Annotated in this window: 18 protein-coding genes; 15 read left to right on the top strand and 3 right to left on the bottom strand. The window is 70.0% G+C overall.

The window, feature by feature from the left end; all coding sequences use genetic code 11:
* The first annotated feature begins 17 nt into the window (after nt 1-17).
* The 5 genes from KF689_08835 to KF689_08815 are packed head-to-tail and all read left to right on the top strand — an operon-like array spanning nt 18 to nt 4,645.
* On the top strand, nt 18-1,775 hold the full coding sequence (locus KF689_08835) for a D-aminoacylase (GenBank protein ID MBX3133472.1): 1,758 nt from the start codon (nt 18-20) through the stop codon (nt 1,773-1,775).
* Nucleotides 1,775-2,659, top strand: coding sequence for an ATP-dependent sacrificial sulfur transferase LarE (larE, locus tag KF689_08830; protein MBX3133471.1), 885 nt, complete (start codon nt 1,775-1,777; stop codon nt 2,657-2,659). Before KF689_08835 ends, larE begins: the two co-directional genes overlap by 1 nt.
* Nucleotides 2,659-2,796: a hypothetical protein gene (locus KF689_08825; protein ID MBX3133470.1), complete on the top strand. Its 138-nt coding sequence runs from the start codon at nt 2,659-2,661 to the stop codon at nt 2,794-2,796. The genes larE and KF689_08825 overlap by 1 nt, the downstream gene beginning before the upstream one ends.
* A complete protein-coding gene (locus KF689_08820; protein ID MBX3133469.1) occupies nt 2,793-4,166 on the top strand; it encodes a sigma-54-dependent Fis family transcriptional regulator in 1,374 nt (457 codons plus the stop codon). The genes KF689_08825 and KF689_08820 overlap by 4 nt, the downstream gene beginning before the upstream one ends.
* Nucleotides 4,163-4,645 carry a hypothetical protein gene (locus tag KF689_08815; protein ID MBX3133468.1) on the top strand — a complete coding sequence of 161 codons (483 nt, stop codon included), beginning with the start codon at nt 4,163-4,165 and terminating at the stop codon, nt 4,643-4,645. Before KF689_08820 ends, KF689_08815 begins: the two co-directional genes overlap by 4 nt.
* 60 nt (nt 4,646-4,705) lie before the next feature.
* On the opposite strand, the gene KF689_08810 is transcribed toward KF689_08815, so the two are convergent.
* On the bottom strand, nt 4,706-5,209 hold the full coding sequence (locus tag KF689_08810; GenBank protein MBX3133467.1) for an acetyltransferase: 504 nt from the start codon (nt 5,207-5,209) through the stop codon (nt 4,706-4,708).
* A 21-nt stretch (nt 5,210-5,230) separates the two neighbouring features.
* Here KF689_08810 and KF689_08805 point away from each other — a divergent pair, with 21 nt between their 5' ends.
* From KF689_08805 to KF689_08760, 10 genes are all read left to right on the top strand, one after another.
* Nucleotides 5,231-6,712: an aldehyde dehydrogenase family protein gene (locus KF689_08805; GenBank protein MBX3133466.1), complete on the top strand. Its 1,482-nt coding sequence runs from the start codon at nt 5,231-5,233 to the stop codon at nt 6,710-6,712.
* 309 nt (nt 6,713-7,021) lie between these two features.
* Nucleotides 7,022-7,750 carry a signal peptidase I gene (lepB, locus tag KF689_08800; GenBank protein ID MBX3133465.1) on the top strand — a complete coding sequence of 243 codons (729 nt, stop codon included), beginning with the start codon at nt 7,022-7,024 and terminating at the stop codon, nt 7,748-7,750.
* A gap of 89 nt (nt 7,751-7,839) precedes the next feature.
* Nucleotides 7,840-8,700 carry a sigma-70 family RNA polymerase sigma factor gene (locus KF689_08795; protein ID MBX3133464.1) on the top strand — a complete coding sequence of 287 codons (861 nt, stop codon included), beginning with the start codon at nt 7,840-7,842 and terminating at the stop codon, nt 8,698-8,700.
* A gap of 122 nt (nt 8,701-8,822) precedes the next feature.
* Entirely contained in the window at nt 8,823-9,365 is a 543-nt protein-coding gene (locus KF689_08790) for a YajQ family cyclic di-GMP-binding protein (protein ID MBX3133463.1), read from the top strand.
* On the top strand, nt 9,362-10,768 hold the full coding sequence (gene rimO / locus KF689_08785; GenBank protein MBX3133462.1) for a 30S ribosomal protein S12 methylthiotransferase RimO: 1,407 nt from the start codon (nt 9,362-9,364) through the stop codon (nt 10,766-10,768). The genes KF689_08790 and rimO overlap by 4 nt, the downstream gene beginning before the upstream one ends.
* Nucleotides 10,765-11,871, top strand: coding sequence for a SpoIID/LytB domain-containing protein (locus KF689_08780; GenBank protein MBX3133461.1), 1,107 nt, complete (start codon nt 10,765-10,767; stop codon nt 11,869-11,871). The genes rimO and KF689_08780 overlap by 4 nt, the downstream gene beginning before the upstream one ends.
* A 12-nt stretch (nt 11,872-11,883) precedes the next feature.
* Nucleotides 11,884-12,906: a Gfo/Idh/MocA family oxidoreductase gene (locus KF689_08775; GenBank protein MBX3133460.1), complete on the top strand. Its 1,023-nt coding sequence runs from the start codon at nt 11,884-11,886 to the stop codon at nt 12,904-12,906.
* A gap of 116 nt (nt 12,907-13,022) precedes the next feature.
* Nucleotides 13,023-14,240: a DUF4105 domain-containing protein gene (locus KF689_08770; GenBank protein ID MBX3133459.1), complete on the top strand. Its 1,218-nt coding sequence runs from the start codon at nt 13,023-13,025 to the stop codon at nt 14,238-14,240.
* Nucleotides 14,241-14,269: 29 nt separating this feature from the next.
* Nucleotides 14,270-16,315, top strand: coding sequence for a hydantoinase/oxoprolinase family protein (locus KF689_08765; protein MBX3133458.1), 2,046 nt, complete (start codon nt 14,270-14,272; stop codon nt 16,313-16,315).
* Nucleotides 16,312-17,829: a hydantoinase B/oxoprolinase family protein gene (locus KF689_08760; protein ID MBX3133457.1), complete on the top strand. Its 1,518-nt coding sequence runs from the start codon at nt 16,312-16,314 to the stop codon at nt 17,827-17,829. The genes KF689_08765 and KF689_08760 overlap by 4 nt, the downstream gene beginning before the upstream one ends.
* Before the next feature lie 221 nt (nt 17,830-18,050).
* Here KF689_08760 and KF689_08755 read toward each other — a convergent pair whose 3' ends face one another.
* Both KF689_08755 and KF689_08750 read right to left on the bottom strand, forming a co-directional pair.
* A complete protein-coding gene (locus KF689_08755) occupies nt 18,051-20,042 on the bottom strand; it encodes a GAF domain-containing protein (GenBank protein ID MBX3133456.1) in 1,992 nt (663 codons plus the stop codon).
* 96 nt (nt 20,043-20,138) lie between these two features.
* The gene (locus KF689_08750; GenBank protein ID MBX3133455.1) at nt 20,139-20,852 is read right to left on the bottom strand and encodes a hypothetical protein; all 714 of its coding nucleotides are present in this window, start codon (nt 20,850-20,852) and stop codon (nt 20,139-20,141) included.
* Nucleotides 20,853-20,858: the final 6 nt, after the last annotated feature.

Below are 20,858 nucleotides of genomic sequence, written 5' to 3'. Positions count from 1 at the left end.
GTGCGTAGGTTTCTCGCGTGCAAAACACTGCCGCACGCCTCATTCGGACTCTCCTTGCTGCAGCCCTGCTGGCGCCCTCGCTCGGCGCGCAGGACGCGATCCCACCCTACGACATCCTGATCCTCAACGGCCGCCTCGTCGATGGCTCGGGCGGCCCGTCGTTCTACGGCGACCTCGCCATCCGCGGCGACCGCATCGCGATGGTCGCGCCGGCTGGCCTGCTCTCCGACCGCGTCGCGAAGGACACCATCGACGCGACCGGCTTGGTGATCGCGCCGGGCTTCATCGACATCCTCGGGCAGAGCGGCTGGTACTTCCTCTACGGCGACACGCGGCTCATCGCCAAGGTCTCGCAGGGCGTCACCACCGAGATCATCGGCGAGGGCACGACCTACGCGCCGCTGAACCCACGCAACATCGGCACGCGGCCGGACTCGCTGGCCCGCCGCTTCTCGCAGCCCAACGGCTTCGGGAACTTCCTCGAGGCGATGGAACGCCGCCGCACGTCGGTGAACGTCGGGGCCTTCGTGGGCGGGCATACGATCCGCCAGTACGGAATGAGCACGCGTACCGGCCCCGCGCCCGCCGCGGCGGTGCGCGAGATGCAGGGAGCCTTGCAGCGTGCGATGCTCGACGGAGCCTTCGGAATGGGCACGGCGCTCATCTACGCCCCGGGCACCTTCGCCGGCCCGGACGAGCTGATCGAAGTCTCCAAGGCGATGGCGGAATACGACGGCCTCTACGTCACGCACCTGCGCTCCGAAGGCGATGGACTGCTCGACGGGCTCGACGAAGCCATCCGCATCGGCCGCGAAGCCGGCGTGCGCGTGGAGATCTGGCACCTGAAGGCGGCCGGCCGTCGCAACTGGAACAAGGGGCCGGAGAGCATCGCGCGCATCGAGGACGCCCGCGCCACGGGGCTCGACATCGAAGCGAATATGTATCCGTATGTGGCGGCGGCGACGGGGCTGACCTCGTGCATCCCGCCCTTCGCCCAAGGCGCGCAGCTCTACACGCGCCTCGCCAACCCCACCGAGCGGGCGCGCATCCGCGCCGAGATCGAGCAGCCCACCTCGGCCTGGGAGAATCTCTGTGCGCTGGCCGGCCCGGAGGGCGTGCTCATCCAGCGGCTCGGCACGGACTCGCTGCGGCGCTACTCGGGGCAGCGGCTGTCGCAGATCGCGGCGGCGCGCGGGGAAGATTGGATCGAGACCGCCTTCACGCTCATCCGTTCCGAGCGTGCGCGCGTGGAGACGATCTACTTCCTGATGGACGAGTACAACGTGCAGCTCAACCTGCGCCAGCCGTGGATGAAGATCGGCTCCGATGCCGGCGGTCCGAACCCGCGCGCGGCATCGGGCCTCGTACACCCGCGCTCCTACGGCACCTTCACGCGGGTGCTCGGGCTGTACGTGCGCGACCAGGGCGTGATTCCGCTGGAGGAGGCAGTCCGCAAGATGACTTGGTCCACGGCGCGCCGCCTGGGCATCCAGGAGCGCGGCCTGCTGGCGCCGGGCTTCTTCGCCGACGTCGTCGTGTTCAATCCGGCCACGATCAACGACCGCGCCACCTTCGAGCGCCCGCACCAGGTGAGCACGGGCGTGCTCTACACCATCGTGAACGGCGTGCCGGTGTGGAGGAACGGGAACCACACGGGCGCCAAGCCCGGGCGCGCCGTCCGCGGGCCGGCGTATCGGCCGGGAGCGTCGCTGCAACCCGTGCCCGCGCTCTCGACGGCCCCGGAGCGCGAGGAGTCGGGTAGTATTCCTCGGTGATGCCCGAGATCGATTCGCCCATCGATGCTGGGTCGCCCGACGCGGCGGCCCCGACCGCCGCCCAGCGCGCGAAGGAAGACGCCCTGCTGGCGTGGCTGCGCGCGCAGGGCTCGGTGTTGGTGGGCTTCTCGGGCGGCGTGGACTCCGCATACCTCGCCTGCGTGGCCGTGGATGCGCTCGGCGCCGAGCGCACGCTGGCGGTGATCGGGCGCAGCGCCTCGTATCCGGCGGCGCAGTGGGCCACGGCGCGCGCCGTGGCAGATCGTTTCGGCGTGCCGGTGCTCGAGGTGGACACCGACGAGATGAACGACCCGCAGTACGCCGCCAATCCCACCAACCGCTGCTACTTCTGCAAGCGCGAGCTGTGGTCACGGCTGCTGCCGATTGCCGCTGAGCGCGGGCTCGCCGCCGTCGTCGACGGCAGCAACGCCGACGACCTGCACGACCATCGCCCGGGCGCGCAGGCGGCCCGTGAGCGCGAGGTACACTCGCCGCTGGCCGCGCTCGGTTTCAGCAAGGACGACATTCGTGCCCTGAGCCGCGCCCGCGGCATCCCGACCTGGGCGCAGCCGAGTTCGCCCTGCCTCTCGTCGCGACTGCCGTACGGCACGGCGGTGACGCCCGAGCGGCTGCGAATGGTGGAACGCGCCGAGTCCGCGCTGCGCGCCCTCGGTGTGGAGGGTGACCTGCGGGTGCGCCATTTCGGCGAGACCGCGAAGGTGGAATTCGCGCGCGAGGTCCTGGCGGAGTGGAACGCGGAGCCCAAGCGCGCGGCGGTGGAGGCGGCGCTGCGCGAGGCCGGGTTCACGGCAGTGGAGATCGATCCTCGAGGGTTCCGCTCGGGCGCCCTCAACGTGTTGGCCGGCGTGCAAGGAGCGGCGTGATGTTCTTCGGGCTCATCGGGCGCATCGGCTGCGCCATCATCCTCATCCTCGCGGGCGCCGTGGGCTACGCCACCAAGGACCTCTGGATTCCCAAGGTGAAGCCGCACCTGCCGCCGATGGTGCAACAGTGGCTGTGAGCCGCCGCGTCCTCATCGTGGACGACGAGCCCGGCATCCGCGGCGCGCTGGCGCAACTGCTGGAGTTCGAGGGCTACGAGGTGAAGGCGGTGGCCAGCGGCTACGACGGCATCGCCGCCTACGAGCAGTGGAAGCCGCAGCTCACCTTCCTCGACGTGAAGATGGAGGGCATCGACGGCCTCGAGACGCTCAAGCGCATCCGCGCCGCCGATCCCAGCGCCGTCGTCGTGATGATCTCGGGTCACGCGACCATCCAGGACGCCGTCGGCGCCACGCACCTCGGCGCGTATGACATCCTCGAGAAGCCGCTCGACACCGACCGCATCCTCGTCACGCTGCGCAACGCCATCGGGCACCTCGACCTGCGCGAGGAGAACGACCGGCTGCGGCAGTCGGTGGAGAAGCACGGCGAGATCGTGGGCGCGAGCCCGAGCATCCGCGCCCTGGTGGCGCAGATCGCGCGCGTGGCGCCGACGCCGGCGCGCGTGCTCATCACCGGCGAGAACGGCACCGGCAAGGAACTGGTGGCGCGGGCCCTGCACGTGCAGTCGCCGCGGGCCAAGAAGCCGTTCATCGAGGTGAACTGCGCCGCCATTCCCTCGGAACTCATCGAGAGCGAACTCTTCGGCCATATGAAGGGCTCGTTCACCGGGGCGGTGCAGGACCGCGCCGGCAAGTTCGAGCAGGCCGACGGCGGCACGCTGTTCCTCGACGAGATCGGCGATATGTCGATGGCGGCGCAGGCCAAGGTGCTGCGCGTGCTGCAGGAGGGCGAGGTCACGCGCATCGGCGGCAGCAAGGTGAGCAAGGTGGACGTGCGCGTGCTCGCGGCCACCAACAAGCAGTTGGAGGAGGAGATCGCGGCCGGCCGCTTCCGTGAGGACCTGTTCTACCGGCTCAACGTGGTGCCGATGCAGGTGCCGGCGCTGCGCGAGCGCCGCGAGGACATCCCGATGCTGGTCCAGCACTTTCTCGATCGCCTCTCGGTGGAGAGCGGCCTGCCGCCGCGCCCCGTGGACCCCGCCGCGATGGAGCGGCTGGCTGCGCTGGACTGGCCCGGCAACGTGCGCGAGCTGCGCAACACCGTGGAGCGGCTGTTGATCCTCGCCGTCGGCCCGCGCATCACCCGCGGCGACGCGGACCGCCTCGTCGGCGCCCGGGCCAGCGAGGGCCCCGACGCCGCCCTCGGCACCTTCGAGCAGTACGCCACGTACGAGGAGTTCAAGCTGGCCGCCGAGCGTGCGTATCTCGAGGCCAAGCTCCGCGCGCACGAGTGGAACGTGGCCGAGACGGCCCGGGCGATCGATATGCCGCGGTCCAACCTCTACAAGAAGCTGGAGCGCCACGGGCTGGCGCGGGAGCCGGGATGAGCGAGCGCGATTGGGACGCCGAGCTGCGCAAGATCGACGCCGAGATGGCGAAGGCCGCGAACCAGCCGCCGCCGGCACGTCCGGCCGCGGCTCCTGCGGCCGCACCCGCGCCGGGTGCCGGGGCGCCGAGTGCGTCCGCGCCGCTGGCGGGCGGTCTCGGACTGCCGCCCGCGACCACGGGCTTCGGCGTGTACGCCCGCCTCACGCTCGCCGTCGCCGTCGCCGTGGGCATCGTCTTCTGGCCTTACGCCAATCGTTGCGGCTGGGGACTGGGTGGCTATCTGGCCGCGGTGGGCGGCGTCATCGTCGCCGGCGGCTGGAGCGCCATCTGGACCTTCCGCCACCGCGCCGGCCGCGCACACGTGCTGTCGCTGCTGCTCGTGCTCTGGGGCCTCATCCTCGCCGCACTCGACGTGCTCCCGCGCGTGGGCTATGCGAAGCCGACGGTGGAGCATCCGGCAACCTGGACCTGCGAGTGAGGGGCTGAGACGGAAGACTGAAGACGGAAGGGAACTACCGGGTGCGTCGCATCCGTCCCTTCACTCTTCCGTCTTCAGTCTTCCGTCTTCAAGCCGCATCACAAAGCAATCATCCTCCCCGAACAGCCGGCGCTCCACGAACCTGAAGCCGAGCCGTTCGTAGAAGCGGATCGCGGCGGTGTTCGTCGCGAGCGGGTCAATGACGATCGCGGTCACGTCCTCGGCGGCGAAGCAGCGTGCGATCGCGAGTCGCATCGCCTGCGTGCCCACGCCGCCGCCGCGATGCGCGGGCTCGCCGATCCAGATGTCCACCGCGCGCAGGTTCGGCCCGCAGTCGCCCCAGTAGTGGCTGTCCTCCTCGGCGGGGTCGATGATCTGGACGAAGCCCACCGGGACGCCGTCGTGCTCGATGATGAGCTGCTCGCGCCAGGGCGGTGACTTCGCGAGCTCGTCTGCCCAGTGCCAATCGTCGTTGGGGTCGGACTCCAGCACGGCCGGATCCTCGTCCCAGCGCTTGAGCAGCGGGAGGTCGGCGGGCAGGGCAGGGCGGAGAGTGACGGTCATTGCGGGGTTAGATTGCGAGCTATGAAGACCTTTCTCAATTACATCGCCGGGGCGTGGGTCGAGCCGTCCACCGGCAAGTATCGCGACAACGTCAATCCTGCCGATACCACGGACGTCATCGGCAAGTTCCCGCTCTCGGCGGCCAACGATGTCGCGGCCGCGGTCGCCTCGGCGCAGCGCGGGTTCGAGCTTTGGAAGCGCACGCCGGCCCCCGCACGCGGCGATGTGCTGCGCCGCGTCGGCGACATCCTCACGGCGCGCAAGGAAGAGCTTGCAGATCTGATGACCCGCGAGATGGGCAAGCCGCTGGCCGAGACCCGCGGCGACGTGCAGGAAGGCATCGACACCGCCTTCTACGCCGCTACCGAGGGGCGCCGGCTCTTCGGCCACACCGTGCCCAGCGAGCTCAAGGACAAGTGGGCGATGAGCTATCGTCGCCCGATCGGCGTCGCGGGCATCATCACGCCGTTCAACTTCCCGCTCGCCATTCCCACCTGGAAGATCTTCCCGGCGCTGGTCTGCGGGAACGCCGTCGTCTTCAAGCCCGGCGAGGACGTGCCGCACACCGGGCACGTGTTCGTCGAGATCCTGCTGGAAGCGGGCCTGCCGCCCGAGGTGATCCAGCTCGTGCACGGCGACGGAGTGGCCGGCGCGGCGATCGTCGAGCATCCGGACGTGGCGCTGGTGTCGTTCACCGGCTCCACCGACACCGGCAGCAAGGTCGGCGAGACCTGCGGGCGCCTGCACAAGCGGCTCTCGCTGGAGATGGGCGGCAAGAACGCGCAGATCGTCCTCGACGACGCCAAGCTCGACCTCGCGCTCGACGGCGTGCTCTGGGGCGCCTTCGGCACCACCGGCCAGCGTTGCACCGCCACCAGCCGCCTCATCCTGCAGGACGGCATTCACGACAGGTTCGTCGCGATGCTGGTCGAGCGCGCCAAGGCCCTGAAGCTCGGCGACGGCCGCAAGCCCGGCACCGACGTGGGCCCGCTCATCCACGCCGAGAGCGTGTCCAAGGTGGAGCGCTACGTGGAGATCGGTCTCAGCGAGGGCGCGACGCTCGCGCTCGGCGGCCGCCGCGCCACCGGCGCGGGGCTGGGCAACGGCTTTTTCTTCGAGCCCACCATCTTCACTGGCGTGAAGCCCGGCAGCCGGCTGGAGCAGGAGGAGATCTTCGGCCCCGTGCTCAGCGTGATCCGGGTGAAGGATGCCGCCGAGGCCTTCAAGGTGAACAATGGCGTGAAGTACGGCCTCTCGAGCTCGCTCTACACGCAGGACGTGAACCTGGCCTTCCAGGCCCTGCAGCACCTGGATAACGGCATCACCTACGTGAACGCCCCGACCATCGGCGCCGAGGCGCATTTGCCCTTCGGCGGGGTAAAGGCAACGGGCAACGGCCACCGCGAAGGCGGCTGGGAGGTGTATGAGTTCTATTCGGAGACGAAGGTCGGCTACGTGGACTACTCGGGCTCCCTGCAGCGCGCCCAGATCGACAATTACTGAGGGGCGGGGAGAAGGGCGGGGAGAAGGGCGTGGAGAAGGGTGGGGAAAAGGGTTGGGAGAGGGGTGGGAAGAAGGGCGGTGAGAAGTAAGGCCGTCTTGCGTCTCCCCCGTCCTGCCTCCTCTCCCGTCTCCCCGCCGTCACCCCCCTCCCCCTCTCCCATCTCGCGATTTGCCCGACTTGCCCGCCAGCCCCACCCCCGGGTAACCTGAGATTGACCCCGCAAGAGGGACCGAATGGCCGACCCAACCAGACCGCTAGGGGAACCCGACGCCGCGCCGCCGCCAGCAGGCGCGTCCGAGTCGCACCCCTTGGCTGTCCCCGACCAGGCTCCCGCCGCCCCCCCGCGCCGCTTCAGCGTGCTGCGGGCGGGCTGGGAATGGGCGAAGTCGCTGCAGTTGGCCATCATCCTCTTCCTGCTGGTGCGCGCCTTCTTCGTCGAGGCGTTCAAGATCCCCAGCGGCTCGATGGAAGGCACGCTGCTCGTCGGCGACTTCCTGCTCGTCAACAAGCTCGTGTACGGCGCCGAGGTGCCGTTCATCCGCAAGCATCTGCCGGCGGTGCGCGAGCCGGCGCTGGGCGACGTGGTCGTGTTCCAGTGGCCCGAGGATCGCAACAAGCACTTCGTGAAGCGCCTCGTCGGCCTGCCGCAGGACACGCTCGAGATGCGGGCCGGCGTCCTCTGGCGCAACGGCGAGGAGCTGCCGGAGCCCTACGCGCAGCGCTCGCCGGTGACGCGCGAAATTTCCAGCGACGACTTCCGCTGGCAGCGCGACTATCTCGCGCCCGCCGCCGACCTGCGCGGATATCACCCGACGCGCAATGATTGGGGACCGCTGGTCGTCCCCGGGCGGCACTACTTCGTGCTCGGCGACAATCGTGACAACTCGCTCGACAGCCGCTATTGGGGCTTCGTGCCGGATTCGCTGATGCGCGGCAGTCCGATCTTCGTGTACTACAGCTACGAACCCGACAGCGGCAAGGCGCTCGACTGGCTCACCCGCGTGCGCTGGCAGCGCCTCGGCGACTTGATTCACTGACCGCGGTCGCGGCGGGGCGCTTCCCTCCGCCGCGCACCGTCTGCACATTCTGCCCGACCCCGAAGCAGCGCATCACCCCGGGAGACTCGATGGCTGGCGCGTCGCACAAGAAGCCTCGCTTCGACGAAGGTTCGCTCGACCAATACCTGCGGGACATCAGCATCTATCCGCTGATTTCGCGCGAGGAGGAGGTCAGCCTCGCCCAGCGCATCCGCAAGAACGACCAAGAGGCCCTCGACACGCTCGTGCGCAGCAACCTGCGCTTCGTCGTCAGCGTCGCCAAGAAGTACCAGAACCAAGGCGTGGCCCTCTCGGACCTCATCAACGAGGGCAACCTCGGCCTCATCCGCGCCGCGCATAAGTTCGACGAAACCAAGGGCATCAAGTTCATCTCGTACGCGGTGTGGTGGATCCGCCAGGCCATCCTGCAGGCGCTGGCCGAGCAGGGCCGCATCGTCCGCGTGCCGCTGAACCGCGCCGGGACGCTGCACAAGATCGGCAAGCGCGCCTCGGCGCTGCTGCAGGAGCTCGGCCGCGAGGCCACGCACGCCGAGATCGCCGAGGGAATGGAGATCACCGAGGAGGAGGTCGCCAAGACGATGGCGATCTCGCAGACCCATCTCTCGCTCGACGCGCCGATGTCGCCGGGCGAGGACAGCCGCCTGCTCGACTACATTCCCGACATCGAGAGCGCCTCGCCCGACGAGGAGACCTTCGAGAAGGCCCTCGCCGACTCGGTGCACGAAGCCCTCGCCGGCCTCAAGGAGCGCGAGGCCAAGATCCTGCGCCTGTACTTCGGGCTCGACGGCTCCGAGCCGATGACGCTGGAGCAGATCGGTGCGGTGCTGAACATCACGCGGGAGCGGGTGAGGCAGATCAAGGAGAAGGCACTCAGTCGGCTCCGTCACGTCTCACGGGCCCGCGCGCTCGAGTCGTATCTAGGAGAGTGAACACGGGACGGATGACGGAGGACGGATGCACAGGGTGGCGCGCTCGGGCTTGGCTCCGGCGCGCCATTCGCGTATGGCGGTAGCCCGCCCAGCCGAAATCGGCGAGATTTCGGGTCGGACCGATGCCCTCAGCATCCGTCATCCGTCATCCGTCCAGCGATATGGCCAAAGACGCATCATTCGACATCACCACCTCCGTCGACCTCCAGGAAGTCGACAACGCCGTCAACCAGGCGTCCAAGGAGATCGCGCAGCGCTACGACTTCAAGGACGCCAAGCTGGCGACCGTGGAGTTCAAGCGCGCCGAAGGCCTCGTGAAGCTCTCCTCCGACACCGATATGCGGCTGCGCGCGATGTGGGACATCGTGCAGTCCAAGCTCATCAAGCGCGGCGTGCCGGTGGCGAATCTCGATGCCGGTGAGCCCACGCCGGGCGGCGGCGACACCTGGCACCGCGACATCAAGCTCAAGCAGGCCCTCGACGGCGACACCTGCAAGAAGGTCGTCGCCGCCATCAAGGAGCAGAAGTTCAAGAAGGTGCAGGCCAGCATCCAGGGCGACACGGTGCGCGTGTCCGCGCCGGACCGCGATGAGCTGCAGGCGGTGATCGCCTTCCTCCGCACCCAGGACTTCAAGGTCTCGCTCTCCTTCGGCAACTACCGGTGAGAGTCAAGCTCGTCACGCTCGGCTGCGACAAGAACACCGTCGATTCCGAACGCTATCTCGCGCAGCTGCTCGACCACGGGGCGGAGCAGGTGCACGACGCCGAGCAGGCGGAGCTGGTCATCGTCAACACCTGCGGCTTCATCGACGCCGCCAAGGCCGAGAGCATCGACGCCATCGTTGCCGCCGGACGCCTGAAGGGCGCGGGTGCGGCGCAGGCGGTGGTCGCCGTGGGCTGTATGGTGGAGCGGCACAAGGACGAGCTCGTGGACGCCTTGCCGGAAGTCGACCTCTTCCTCGGCGCCTCGGAGATGGAGCAGCTCGTGCCCAGGCTGCGCGAGCGCGGCCTGCTCGGCGATCCGGTCGTCGCGCATCCGGGGCTTCGCGTGCACGCCGGCGGCACGCCCTTCGTGCGCTACCTCAAGGTCAGCGAAGGCTGCGACCACGGCTGTGCCTTCTGCGCCATCCCGTTGATGCGCGGCAAGCACCGCAGCTTCGCGCCGGACGACGTGGTCAAGGAAGCGCAGTTGCTCGAGCTGCAGGGCGCCCGCGAGGTGAACCTCGTGGCGCAGGACCTCGCGCACTATGGCCGCGACCTGCGCGAGCAGTCGGTGCGCCTGCCCGAGCTGCTCGAGGCGCTGCTGCGCGAGACGTCCATCCCGTGGATCCGCAATATGTACCTCTACTCGGCCGGCATCACGCCGCGCCTGCTCGAGGTCATCGCGAACAACCCGCGCATCCTGCCGTACCTCGATATGCCCATCCAGCACGCCAGCGATGCCGTGCTGGAACGGATGCGGCGTCCCGAGCGCCAGCGCACGATTCGCGACAAGGTCGCTCGCTTCCGCGAGGCGGTGCCGGGCGTGGCCATCCGCACGACCTGCATCGTCGGCTTCCCGGGCGAGACGGAAGCGGACTTCCGACAGCTGGTGGAGTTCCTGCAGGAGATCCAGTTCGAGCGCGTGGGCGTGTTCACCTACTCACCGCAGGAGGGCACCCGCGGCGCGGAGCTGCACGACGACGTCCCCGAGGGCGAGAAGCTGCGGCGCCTGGAGATCGTGCAGGAACTGCAGCGCCACATCACGGCCGAACGCTACGAGTCCCGCATCGGCAGCGTGGTGCCGGCGTTGGTCGAGGCGGCCGCCACGGCCGACGAACCGGCGCGCGCCCGTCTCCCCTGGCAGGCCGATGACATCGACGGCGTCACCTGGGTCGCGACGGACGCCGCGGCCGGCAGCATCATCGAGGTGGAAGTGCAGGCGGTCGTGGACGACTATGACTTCGAGGCGACGTTCCGCCGAGTGCTGCTTGCGCCGCCGTCATCGCAACCTGCTGCACGCAGCCGCGCGCTGCCGATGATGGGTCTCGCGGCATCGAGCCCCACGACGGGGAGCTTCGGACGGTGATGCGGCGCGCCGGCGCGACGCTGCTGCTCGCGCTCGCCGCCACCCTCGCCTGCGTGCCGAGCGGGCCCCGCGCCGGTGGCCGCCAACCGATGGTCCGTGTCGCGCTGGCGGTCGTGCCGCGCGCGCAGGCGCCCACCCAGCTCACGCCGCGAGGCGGCGACCTCGTGCAGTTCGCCGGCAAGCGCTACCGCGGCACGTTGCGCACGGTGCCCACCGACTCGGGTGTGCTCGTGGTCAACTACGTGGGCCTCGAGGACTACCTGCTCGGCGTGGTACCGCTGGAGCTGGGGGAGCGTCCAGCCGCTGAGCGCGCGGCGCTCGAGGCGCAGGCCATCGCCGCGCGCTCATACACGGTGGCGAGACTCGTGAATTCGCGCGCCGGCCGCGGCCGCAGCGAGCACTTCGATATGGTCCCGACGACCTCCGACCAAGTCTACGGCGGTGCCGACGTCGAGCGCCCCAACGCCTCGGCCGCCGTGCGCGCCACCCGCGGCCTCGTGCTGCGCTATGGCTCGCGGGTGATCACCGCGCCCTACTCCTCGGTCTGCGGTGGCGAGACGGCCAACGCGCAGGAGGCCTGGCAGGGCACAGGCGAGCCCTACCTCGTGCGGGTGAGCGACCGCGTGCCCGGACGCGGGGAGCGCTACTACTGCGACATCGCGCCGCGCTTCTATTGGGAGCGGAGCATCGCCAAGACCGAGCTGGACCAGGCCGTGGCCCGCTACCTCGCGGCCTACACTCCGGTGCCCCCGGGTGGGCCCGGCGCCGTCGAGCGCCTGCGCGTGGCCGAGCGCTTTCCCAGCGGCCGCGTGCGCATCGTGGAGCTGCGCACCGCCCGCGGGACCTTCGACGTGCGGGGCAACGACGCCCGCGGCGTGCTGCGCGCCGGTGGCGAGCCGTTGCCCAGTTCCTATTTTTCAGTAGCACCGGAGGACGGACCCGCTGGCCTGGTCCGCGTCGTGATCCAGGGGAACGGATTCGGACACGGCGTCGGGATGTGCCAGTGGGGGGCGATTGGCCGCGCACGCGCCGGCCAGAGTGCCCGCAGCATCCTCCGCACGTATTTTCCCGGCACGACCATCGGTCCGACTCCCGCCCTGTAGCCCACGTCTCCCGTGCCTCCGATCAGCACGAAGTCCGGCCCCATCCGCTTCGGCGTCCTCGGCCTCGGTGCCATCGCCCAGACAGCGCACCTGCCGGTGCTCGGCAAGATGCGCGGCGCCGAGATCGCCGCCCTCTGCGACAACGATGCCGCCAAGGCCCGCGGCATCGCCCAGCGCTTCGGCGTCAAGAACTGGTGTACGGACATCGAGGAGCTGCTTGAGGTCGAGGGTTTGGACGCCCTCGTGATCTGCTCGCCGAACCACCTGCACGAGGTGCACGTGCTCTCGGCGCTGAAGGCGGGGCTGCACGTGCTCGTGGAGCGACCCTTCGCGCTCAACGCGCGCGGCGTCGAGCGGCTGTTGACGGCCGCGGAGAAGGCGGGTCGCACCGTGGCCGTGGCCAACAACCATCGCTTTCGGCACGATGCGCAGACGCTCGATGCGTTCCTGCGTGGCGGCGAGCTCGGCAAGCTGATGGCCGTGCGCGCCGGCGCGTATCGTCGCCGCGGCCCGACGGCCCCGTGGCGTCAGCGCCGCGCGGAAGCGGGCGGCGGAGCCTTCCTCGAACTCGGCCTCCCGCTGCTCGACCTCGCCGGCTGGCTCACGGACTTCCCGCGCGTCACCCGCGTGAGCGCGGCGATGGAGCGGGCCCGCGGCGCCAATGCCGTCGAGGACGCCGCCGTCGTGATGATCGAGTGCCAGGGCGGTTTCAGCGTGACGGTAGATACGCGCTGGAACTATGTGAGCGACGAAGACCGCTGGTGGTTCGAGGTCATCGGCACGCAGGGCTCGGCTCGTCTCTCGCCGCTGCGCATCACGAAGGAGCTGCACGGCAACGCCGTCGACGTCTCCCCCAGCGGCGCCTCGCAGCGCGACTCGGTGACCATCCAGAGCTATCGGTCCGAGCTGGCGCACTTTATGTCCGTCGTGCGCGGCGAGAGCAAGTATGAGCCGCCCAAGGACCAACTGCGCGTGTACAAGCTGCTCGACGTGATTTACAAGGCGGCGGACGAGGCGAAGGAAATTCGATTGTGATTTCGGAGCGTCATTGGGGGCCGGAGCGGGGACGGATGACGGATGACGGATGCCTCGCGGCACTTACGCGTGCCGCCGCACGTTGCCGATTCCGTCGGGGAGTCGCCTTCGCGCTGGTGGCTATGCTCGCCCTGCATCCGTCATCCGTCATCCGTCCGCTATCCGCCCAGTCCGCTCAAGCCTCGAACCTCCGCATTACCGTCCTCACTTTTGGCCCCGGCGACCTCGTCTTCGAACGCTTCGGCCACAACGCGCTTCGCATCGTCGACCCCGCGCGCGGACTCGACATCGCCTACAACTGGGGGATGTTCGACTTCGACCAGCCGAACTTCCTCGGGCGCTTCCTCTCCGGCGACACCAAGTATTGGGTCGAAGCGTTCCACACGCAGCCGTTGATCGACTTCTACATCGCGCACGACCGCAGCGCGGTGGAGCAGGAGCTCAACCTCACGCCGGTGCAGCGCGAACGGCTGGCGGCGGCGGTGGCGGAGCAGGCGCTCGAAGCCAATCGCTACTACCGCTACGACTACTTCCGCGACAACTGCTCCACGCGCCTGCGCGATGCCGTCGACGACGTGCTCGGCGGGGCGCTGCGGCGCCGCTTCGAGCCCATCCGCACGGAATGGACCTACCGCAACGAGTCCATCCGCCTCACCGGACCCACGTACTACTCGCAGCTCGGCATTGAGCTCGCGCTCGGGCCGCGCGCCGACGCGCCGCTTAGTGCCTGGGATGCGATGTTCATCCCGATGCGCCTTCGCGATTTCCTGCGCGAGGTCACGATTCCCGCGCCGGACGGTGGCACGATGCCGCTGGTTATCAACGAGCGCGTGCTGCACACGCCGGTGCAGCGTCCGGCCGAGCCGGAAGTGCGCCGCGGACTCACGCTCGGCGCGCTGGGGCCGGTGCTCGGCATCTGGACGCTGATGCTCATCCCGCTGAATGCCGCCGCGCGACGCAAGCGCCGAATCCCCGCGGCCGTGATGACCGCGCTGTTCTACGGGCTCACCGGACTCATCGGCAGCGTCATTGCGCTGATGTGGGTCGGCTCGGCGCACGTGTTCTGGTACGGCAACTACACGCTGCTGCTCTGCTCGCCGCTCGCGCTGGTCGCGGCGGTGACGGGCACGCGCGCGGTGTGGCGCGGCGAGATGTCGCGCGTGGCATTGATCACGGTGGGCGTGGTGACGGGCTCGGCGTTGCTGGCCCTGCTCGTGGCGCCCTTCGTCGCGCAGCGGATGTCGGGCCCGCTGATGTTCCTCCTGCCCGCGCACCTGGGCCTCGCCGTGGCCATCTGGCGGCACACGCGCCCGATGCCGGAGCCGGCCCCCTGAGCCAGCCGCGCTGGCGCGCCGGCGTGGACGTGGGCGGCACGTTCACCGACCGCGCCGCCCTCAGCGCAGACGGGCGCATCGTCGCCCACAAAGTGCTCTCCACGCCCAACGACCAAGGCGAAGGCGTCGTCAACTCGCTCACGGGACTGCGCGGCGTCGAAGCCATCGTGCACGGCACGACGGTTGTCACGAACCTCCTGCTCGAGCGGCGCGGCGCGCGCGTGGTGCTCTGCGCCACGGCCGGCGCCGAGGATGTGCTGGAGTTGCGGCGGCAGGATCGCGCGGCGCTCTACGACTTGTCGCGCCACCACCCAGCGCCTCTCGTGAGTCGCGCGGATATCGTCGGCGTCGGAGAGCGACTCGTGCCGGAGGCAGCGTCGCCGGTGCGCGCGAGGTCTGCAAGCGGGAAGGTTGCGACCACGAAGCCCGCTGCCGCGACGCCAGGCCTGCGCGTCGAGCGCAGCCTCACCTCCGACGAGATCGCCCGCGTCGTCGCCGACGTGCTCGCGCGCGAGCCGCAGGTGGTGCTCGTCGCGCTGCTGCACAGCTACGCCGATGCCTCGCACGAGCAGGCGATTGCGTCGGCGCTGCGCGCGGCGCGGCCCTCGCTCGAAGTCGTCACAAGCGCCGAGGTGCTGCCGGAGATCCGCGAGTTCGAGCGCATCTCCACTGCGTCGGCCGAGGCCTACGCGCGTCCGGCGGTGCGCAGCTATCTCGAGCGGCTCTCGGCGCGGCTCGCCGAGGCCGGCCACCCCGCCGCGTCGGTGATGACCAGCGGTGGGGGAATGCAGCCCGCACAGACGGCAGCGCAGCACGCCGCCGCGCTGGCACTCTCCGGCCCCGCCGGTGGCGTGGTCGGCGCGGCAGCGGTGCTTGGCGCGCTGGGCCTGCAGAACGCGCTGACCATCGACATCGGCGGCACCAGCGCCGACGCCGGCCTCATCCTCGGCGGCGAACCCTTGGTCGAAGCCGGTGGCGACGTCGCGGGTGTGCCCATCGCGCTGCCGCGCGTGCTCGTGGAGACCGTCTCCGCCGGCGGCGGCAGCATCGCCTGGCGTGACGACGGCGGTGCGCTGCGCGTGGGGCCGCACAGCGCCGGCGCGCGGCCCGGGCCCGTGGCCTTCGGACTCGGCGGCACGGAACCCACCGTCACCGATGCACAGCTCGTGCTCGGCCGCATCACTGCGCGCGCGATGAGCGGCGGCATCACGCTCAACGTCGAGGCGGCGCAAAAGGCCATCGCCGCACTGGCCGAGTCTCTCGGCAGCGATGCGCAGCGCACCGCCGAGGCCATCGTCGCGATTGCCGACGCCGAGATGGCGCGCGCGCTGCGGCGCGTGAGCGTGGAGCGCGGCGTGGACCCGCGTGATTGCGCGCTGGTGGCCTTCGGCGGCGGTGGGCCGCTGCACGCCTGCGCGCTGGCCGATGCGTTGCAGATGCGTGAGGTCATCGTGCCGCCCTTCGCCGGTGTGCTGAGTGCGGTGGGCCTCGCACTCGCGCCCGAGCGCCACGAGCGCGCGGCCAGTGTGTTGCGCATCTGCGAGGCGATCGACGCCGACTGGCTGCGGTCGCAGTTGGAAGCGTTGGCGCGCGGCCTGCTCGGCCCGCGTCCGCGCGATGCCCGCCGCACGCCCGGCGCGGCGCAGCATCGCAGCTTCGCGCGAGTGCGCTACCGCGGGCAGGGGCACGAGCTGGAGGTGCCGGTCCTCACTGGCGACGATGGCGTTGCGGTCGCGCAGCGCTTTGCCCAGGTCCACCAGTCCCGCTACGGCTTCACGCTCGACGTGCCGGTGGAGATGGTCGCGCTGCGCCACGAGCTCGGCGAACCCGCGCGGCAGGCCACGCTCGCGCGCGATCCGGATCGCGCGGGCTACAACGCGGAGGAGCGTGTCGATGATGGCGGGCCGGCGGTGGGGGCGGTACTCGAAGGCCCTGCGACCATCGCGCTTCCCGACGCGACCCTATTTGTTGCCGCGGGTTGGAAAGCAGAGGCGATGGAAATCGGCGGCTGGCGGCTACGGCCCGTGGCAACGGTCAGCGACAATTCGCACCAAAGCCCCAAGGCCGCCCGATGACCGACGCCCTCACCCTCGCCGTCTGGTCCTCCGCCTTCGCGACCGTCGCCGAAGAGATGGGCTCTGTCCTCATCCGCGGCGCGCTCTCGCCCAATATCCGCGAGCGCCGCGACGCGAGCTGCGCCTTGTTCGACGCCGAGGGCCGGATGGTCGCGCAGGCCGCGCACATCCCCGTGCACCTCGGCGCGCTACCCGAGGCCGTGCGCGCCGTGCGCGCCGCCGGTCCGCGCCCGGGCGACGTGTTCCTGCTCAACTCGCCCTGGCAGGGCGGCTCGCACCTGCCGGACCTCACGATGGTCGAGGCCATCGCGCACGAGGGCCGCGTGGCCGGCTACGCCGTGGTGCGCGCGCACCACGCTGACGTCGGTGGGATGAGTCCCGGTTCGATGCCCCAAGGCGCGACGGAGCTCGTGCAGGAGGGCCTCGTGCTGCCGCCGGTGCGGCTCGTGCGCGAGGGCGTCACCGACGACGAACTGCTCGCGCTGGTGCTGGCCAACGTGCGCACGCCGGAGGAGCGCCGCGGCGACCTCGCCGCGCAGCGCGCCGCCTGCGCCGCCGGGGCCAACGGCTGGCGCGCGCTCATCTCGCGGCACGGACTCAGCGCGGTGGAGGATGCCGGAGCCGCGCTGCTCGATTACGCTGAGCGTCGCGCCGTGGCAAGGCTGCGCCTGCTCGAGGGTGCGCGAGCCAGCGCCGAGGATGTGCTCGAAGGCGATGGCGTGAGTGATGCGGAGGTGCCGCTGCGCGTCGCGCTCGCGGTGCGCGATGGGGCGCTGCACCTGGACTTCGCCGGCACCTCGCCGATGGTCGCGGGCAACGTGAACTGCCCCATCCAGGTGACGCGGGCGGCGGCGCTGTTCGTGCTGCGCTCGCTGCTCGATGACGACGTGCCGACCAACGAGGGCATCGCTCGCCCGATCCATATCGTGACGCCCGACGATTGCTGCCTCGCCGCGCGCAGCCCCGCCGCCGTGGCCGCCGGCAACGTCGAGATGAGCCAGCGCATCACCGACCTGCTCTTCGCGGCCCTCGCCGCCGCCGGCGTGGAGGTGCCCGCGCAGGGACAGGGCACGATGAACAACATCACCTTCGGCGGCGCCGGCTGGACCTTCTACGAAACGCTCGGCGGCGGCCAAGGCGCCAGCGCGCTCGGCCACGGCCCCAGCGGCGTGCACGTCGGGATGAGCAACACGCGCAACACCCCCATCGAGAGCCTCGAGCGCGCGTACCCGATCGTGATCGAGCGCTACGCGCTGCGCGCCGGTAGCGGGGGAGAGGGGAAGCACCGGGGTGGAAAGGGGGTGCTGCGGCGCTACCGGGTGCTCGAGGCCTGCACCGTCACCCTCCTCACCGAACGCCGCACCCGTGCGCCCCAGGGCGCCGGAGGTGGGGGAGAGGGAGCGCGCGGGCAGAATCTCCTTAACGGCCAACCCCTTCCCGCCAAGTGCAGGAGAGAGCTGAGGCCCGGGGATTGCCTTGAGATCCGTACGCCGGGTGGTGGTGGGTGGGGGTAACTGCTTATTCACCACAGAGGGCACAGAGGGCACAGAGAACTGCACTTAGAACTAGAATTACAACTGCAACAAGAACAACAAAGACTAGGGGGCCCGCACCGATAATTCGGCGCGGACCCCCCAAGCATTTGTGGTTGCAGTTCTCTGCGCCCTCTGCGCCTCTGCGTTGAAAGGCAGTTGGCAGTGTGCAGTTCTCTGTGCCCTCTGTGGTGAACCGCCGTTCAGGGAACCTGGAACTGCCCCGTCAACCCGCTCCTCCGCCGCGTCCCCTCCGACGGCGTCACCCGCGTCCACACCTGCGCCGCCGTGAACGTCGCGAGCAGATGCGCATCCACCAACCCCCCCTTCGCCTCCGCGTGCAGGATGTCCAGCGCCCGCTCGACCGGCACCGCGCGCTTGTACGGACGGTCCGTCGCCGTCAGCGCGTCGTAGATGTCCGCGATCGTCATCATCCGCGTCTGCACCGGGATCTGCGGCTCCGCCACGCCGCGCGGGTAGCCCATCCCGTTGAGCTTCTCGTGGTGCCCGTAGGCGATCTCCGGGATGCCCTTCAGTTCGCGCGTCCACGGGATCTGCTGCAGGAAGCGATACGTGTGCGTCACGTGCGACTCGATCTCCTGGCGCTCGCGCGGATCGAGGTTGCCCTTGTTGATCGTCAGGAAGCGCAGCTCGTCGTCGGTGAGCAGCGGCCGCACCACGCCGTCGAAGTCCACGTAGGTCTGCCGGTGGATCTCCTCCAGCTCGTGGAAGGTGCCCTCGGGCAGGATCGTCGGCTCGTTGGCCCGGCCGATGGCGTCCAGCCAGCGCGCCAGACGGTCGCGCTGCCCGCGCCGGTAATCCTCCAGCCGCGCCGTCGCCTCGAGGTAGTCGGCCTGCCCGTGCTCGGCCAGGTACTCGGCGCGCTCGCGTTCGTACTCGAGGTCCGCCTGCTGCATCAGGTACTGGAAGCGCGAGCGGAGCAGGGCCAGGTCGTGGCCGTAGAGCTTCTTCTGCTTCACCAGCACCTGCTCGCGCACGCCCACCTTGCCGAAGTCGTGCAAGAGGCCGGCGTAGCGCAGCTCGCGCAGTTGGTCCTTGGTGAACGTGAGGCCGCGGTAGGGGCCCTCGCCGGCGCGGTCCACGGATTCGGCGAGCCCCGTCGTCAGCGTCGCCACGCGGAAGGAGTGACCCGAGGTCGTCGGGTCGCGGGACTCGATCGCCGTCACCGCCGCGGTCACGAAGCCTTCGAACAAGCGCTCGATGTCCTCGTACAAATGTGAGTTCTCGATCGCCACCGCCGCCTGCGCCGCCAACGCCGAGACCACCTCGGTCACGTATTCGTCGAAGGCGATCACCTCGCGGTCCACCACCGCGGCCGACGAGAGCACCGTCGCGAAGTCGCGCTTGCGGTTGATCAACTGCAGCACGCCGATGATCTCATCCTTGAGCGTGAACATCGGCAGCACCAGCATCGACTTGGTGCGGTAGCCGAACTTGTCGTCGAAAGAGCGGTTCTGCCGGTAGCTCACGTGCTCCGGCAGCAGGTACACGTCGCCGATCATCAGGCGCTCGCCGGTGGCCGCCACGTAGCCGGAGAGCGAGCTGTGGTCGATCGGGATGCTGAACTCGCTGAACGGCAGCTCCGGCAGCGTGGTGTTCTGCGAGAGCTTGAAGCGCAGCGTGGCCGGGTTGCCGGCCTCGTCCTTCTCCACGAGGTACAGCGAACCGGCGTCGGCGTCCGAGAGGCGCCGCGCCTGCGTCAGGATCATCCCCAGCAGCGTGTCGAGGTCGCGCTCGGTGGCCAGCGCCGCGCCGACGCGTGAGAGCTCGCGCAGGTCGGAGGCCGACGACTGCTGCGCCTCGGAGGCGCGGGCGGCCGCCACCAGCGCCGCGGCGTGCCGCAGGGCGCCTTGCAGCACCGCGCGCCCGAGCGACGTGTCGGCATCGGCGGGCAGCCAGCCAATCAGCCCGGCTTCAGCCAACGTACCTGACGGGCCACGCTCACCGGCCTCCCCGATGCCCACCAGCGCGCTGCGTTCAGCCAGCGCAGACAGCAGCGCCGAGCGGCCTGCGGCCAGCGCGGCGTCCACGAAGGCCACCACCGGGCGGTCGGCCGGCAGATCGTGCACTTGCGGCAACACGGCGACGCGGCGCAGCTCGAGACCGGCGTCGGCGCCGAGCGTGGGCAGCGAGGGCAGGGCGCGCCCTTCGGGGAGCAGGACGAGTGGGTTCACGTGCGGGGGAGGGGAGGAACCAGAGCCGCCGGTGCCCCGAGGGGGCGCCGGCGGCTCAAGGTTACCCTGCGAGCGGTGACGCTCGCCAGTGAGGACTCAACCGCCGGCGCCCTGGAGGCGGCCCAGCGCGGTCTTGGCGTCCTCGAAGTCCGGGAACTCGCGGACCACCTGGTTGAACAGCGTCAGCGCTTCCTGGCGATTGCCCGAGTCCTGCGCGCTGATCGCACGCGAGTACATCATCACCGCGCGGAAGGGCACGCGGGCCTGCGCCTGGTTGCGGGCCTCGCTGGACTGACGCGCCGCCGGCGTGAGGGCCGGCAGGTTGAGGCCGCGGTTGGTCGCCTGGCCCACCTTGCTCACCAGCGCGAGGAAGTTGTCGGTGCGGTCGCGGTCCATATGCGTCCACGCGATGCGCGTGGTCTCGACGTCGATGGACTTGATCGTCACGACCATCGTGCCCGAGCGGTCGGTCACGAAGGATCCCGTGATGATGTGCTTGGCACCGAGGATGCGGCCGATGCGGGCGGCCGTCGCGTCGTCCACGCGGCCGTCGCGGGCCAGGTTCTGCTCGCGCAGGATGGCCTCGATGTTCTCGCGCTCCACGAGGCGGATGCCCGTGTTCTGCGCCAGCTCGATGATGAGCAGGTCGGCGATGCCCTTGGACAGCGGGGCCAGCTCGTTCTGCGCGTCGCCGATGGCGCTATTGACGAAGGGCAGCACCGCGACGGTCGGGCGCGTGTCCTCCTGGGCGAAGAGCGGCATCGCCGCGAGGGCGAGCACCGCCGTGGTACGCACGATCTGCTTCAACATCACAGC

This window comes from Gemmatimonadaceae bacterium, from assembly GCA_019637355.1.
GTDB lineage: Bacteria > Gemmatimonadota > Gemmatimonadetes > Gemmatimonadales > Gemmatimonadaceae > Pseudogemmatithrix.
Note: the sequence above shows the minus strand (reverse complement) of the source record. Positions and strands in the feature narration are given on the sequence as shown.

Excerpts from the sequence above, each read along its gene's own strand:
- larE (MBX3133471.1), top strand. The coding sequence starts at position 1,775 with ATGCCCGAGATCGATTCGCCCATCGATGCTGGGTCGCCCGACGCGGCG.
- KF689_08825 (MBX3133470.1), top strand. The coding sequence starts at position 2,659 with ATGTTCTTCGGGCTCATCGGGCGCATCGGCTGCGCCATCATCCTCATC.
- KF689_08815 (MBX3133468.1), top strand. The coding sequence starts at position 4,163 with ATGAGCGAGCGCGATTGGGACGCCGAGCTGCGCAAGATCGACGCCGAG.
- KF689_08810 (MBX3133467.1), bottom strand. The coding sequence starts at position 5,209 with ATGACCGTCACTCTCCGCCCTGCCCTGCCCGCCGACCTCCCGCTGCTC.
- KF689_08805 (MBX3133466.1), top strand. The coding sequence starts at position 5,231 with ATGAAGACCTTTCTCAATTACATCGCCGGGGCGTGGGTCGAGCCGTCC.
- KF689_08795 (MBX3133464.1), top strand. The coding sequence starts at position 7,840 with ATGGCTGGCGCGTCGCACAAGAAGCCTCGCTTCGACGAAGGTTCGCTC.
- KF689_08790 (MBX3133463.1), top strand. The coding sequence starts at position 8,823 with ATGCCCTCAGCATCCGTCATCCGTCATCCGTCCAGCGATATGGCCAAA.
- KF689_08760 (MBX3133457.1), top strand. The coding sequence starts at position 16,312 with ATGACCGACGCCCTCACCCTCGCCGTCTGGTCCTCCGCCTTCGCGACC.
- KF689_08750 (MBX3133455.1), bottom strand. The coding sequence starts at position 20,852 with ATGTTGAAGCAGATCGTGCGTACCACGGCGGTGCTCGCCCTCGCGGCG.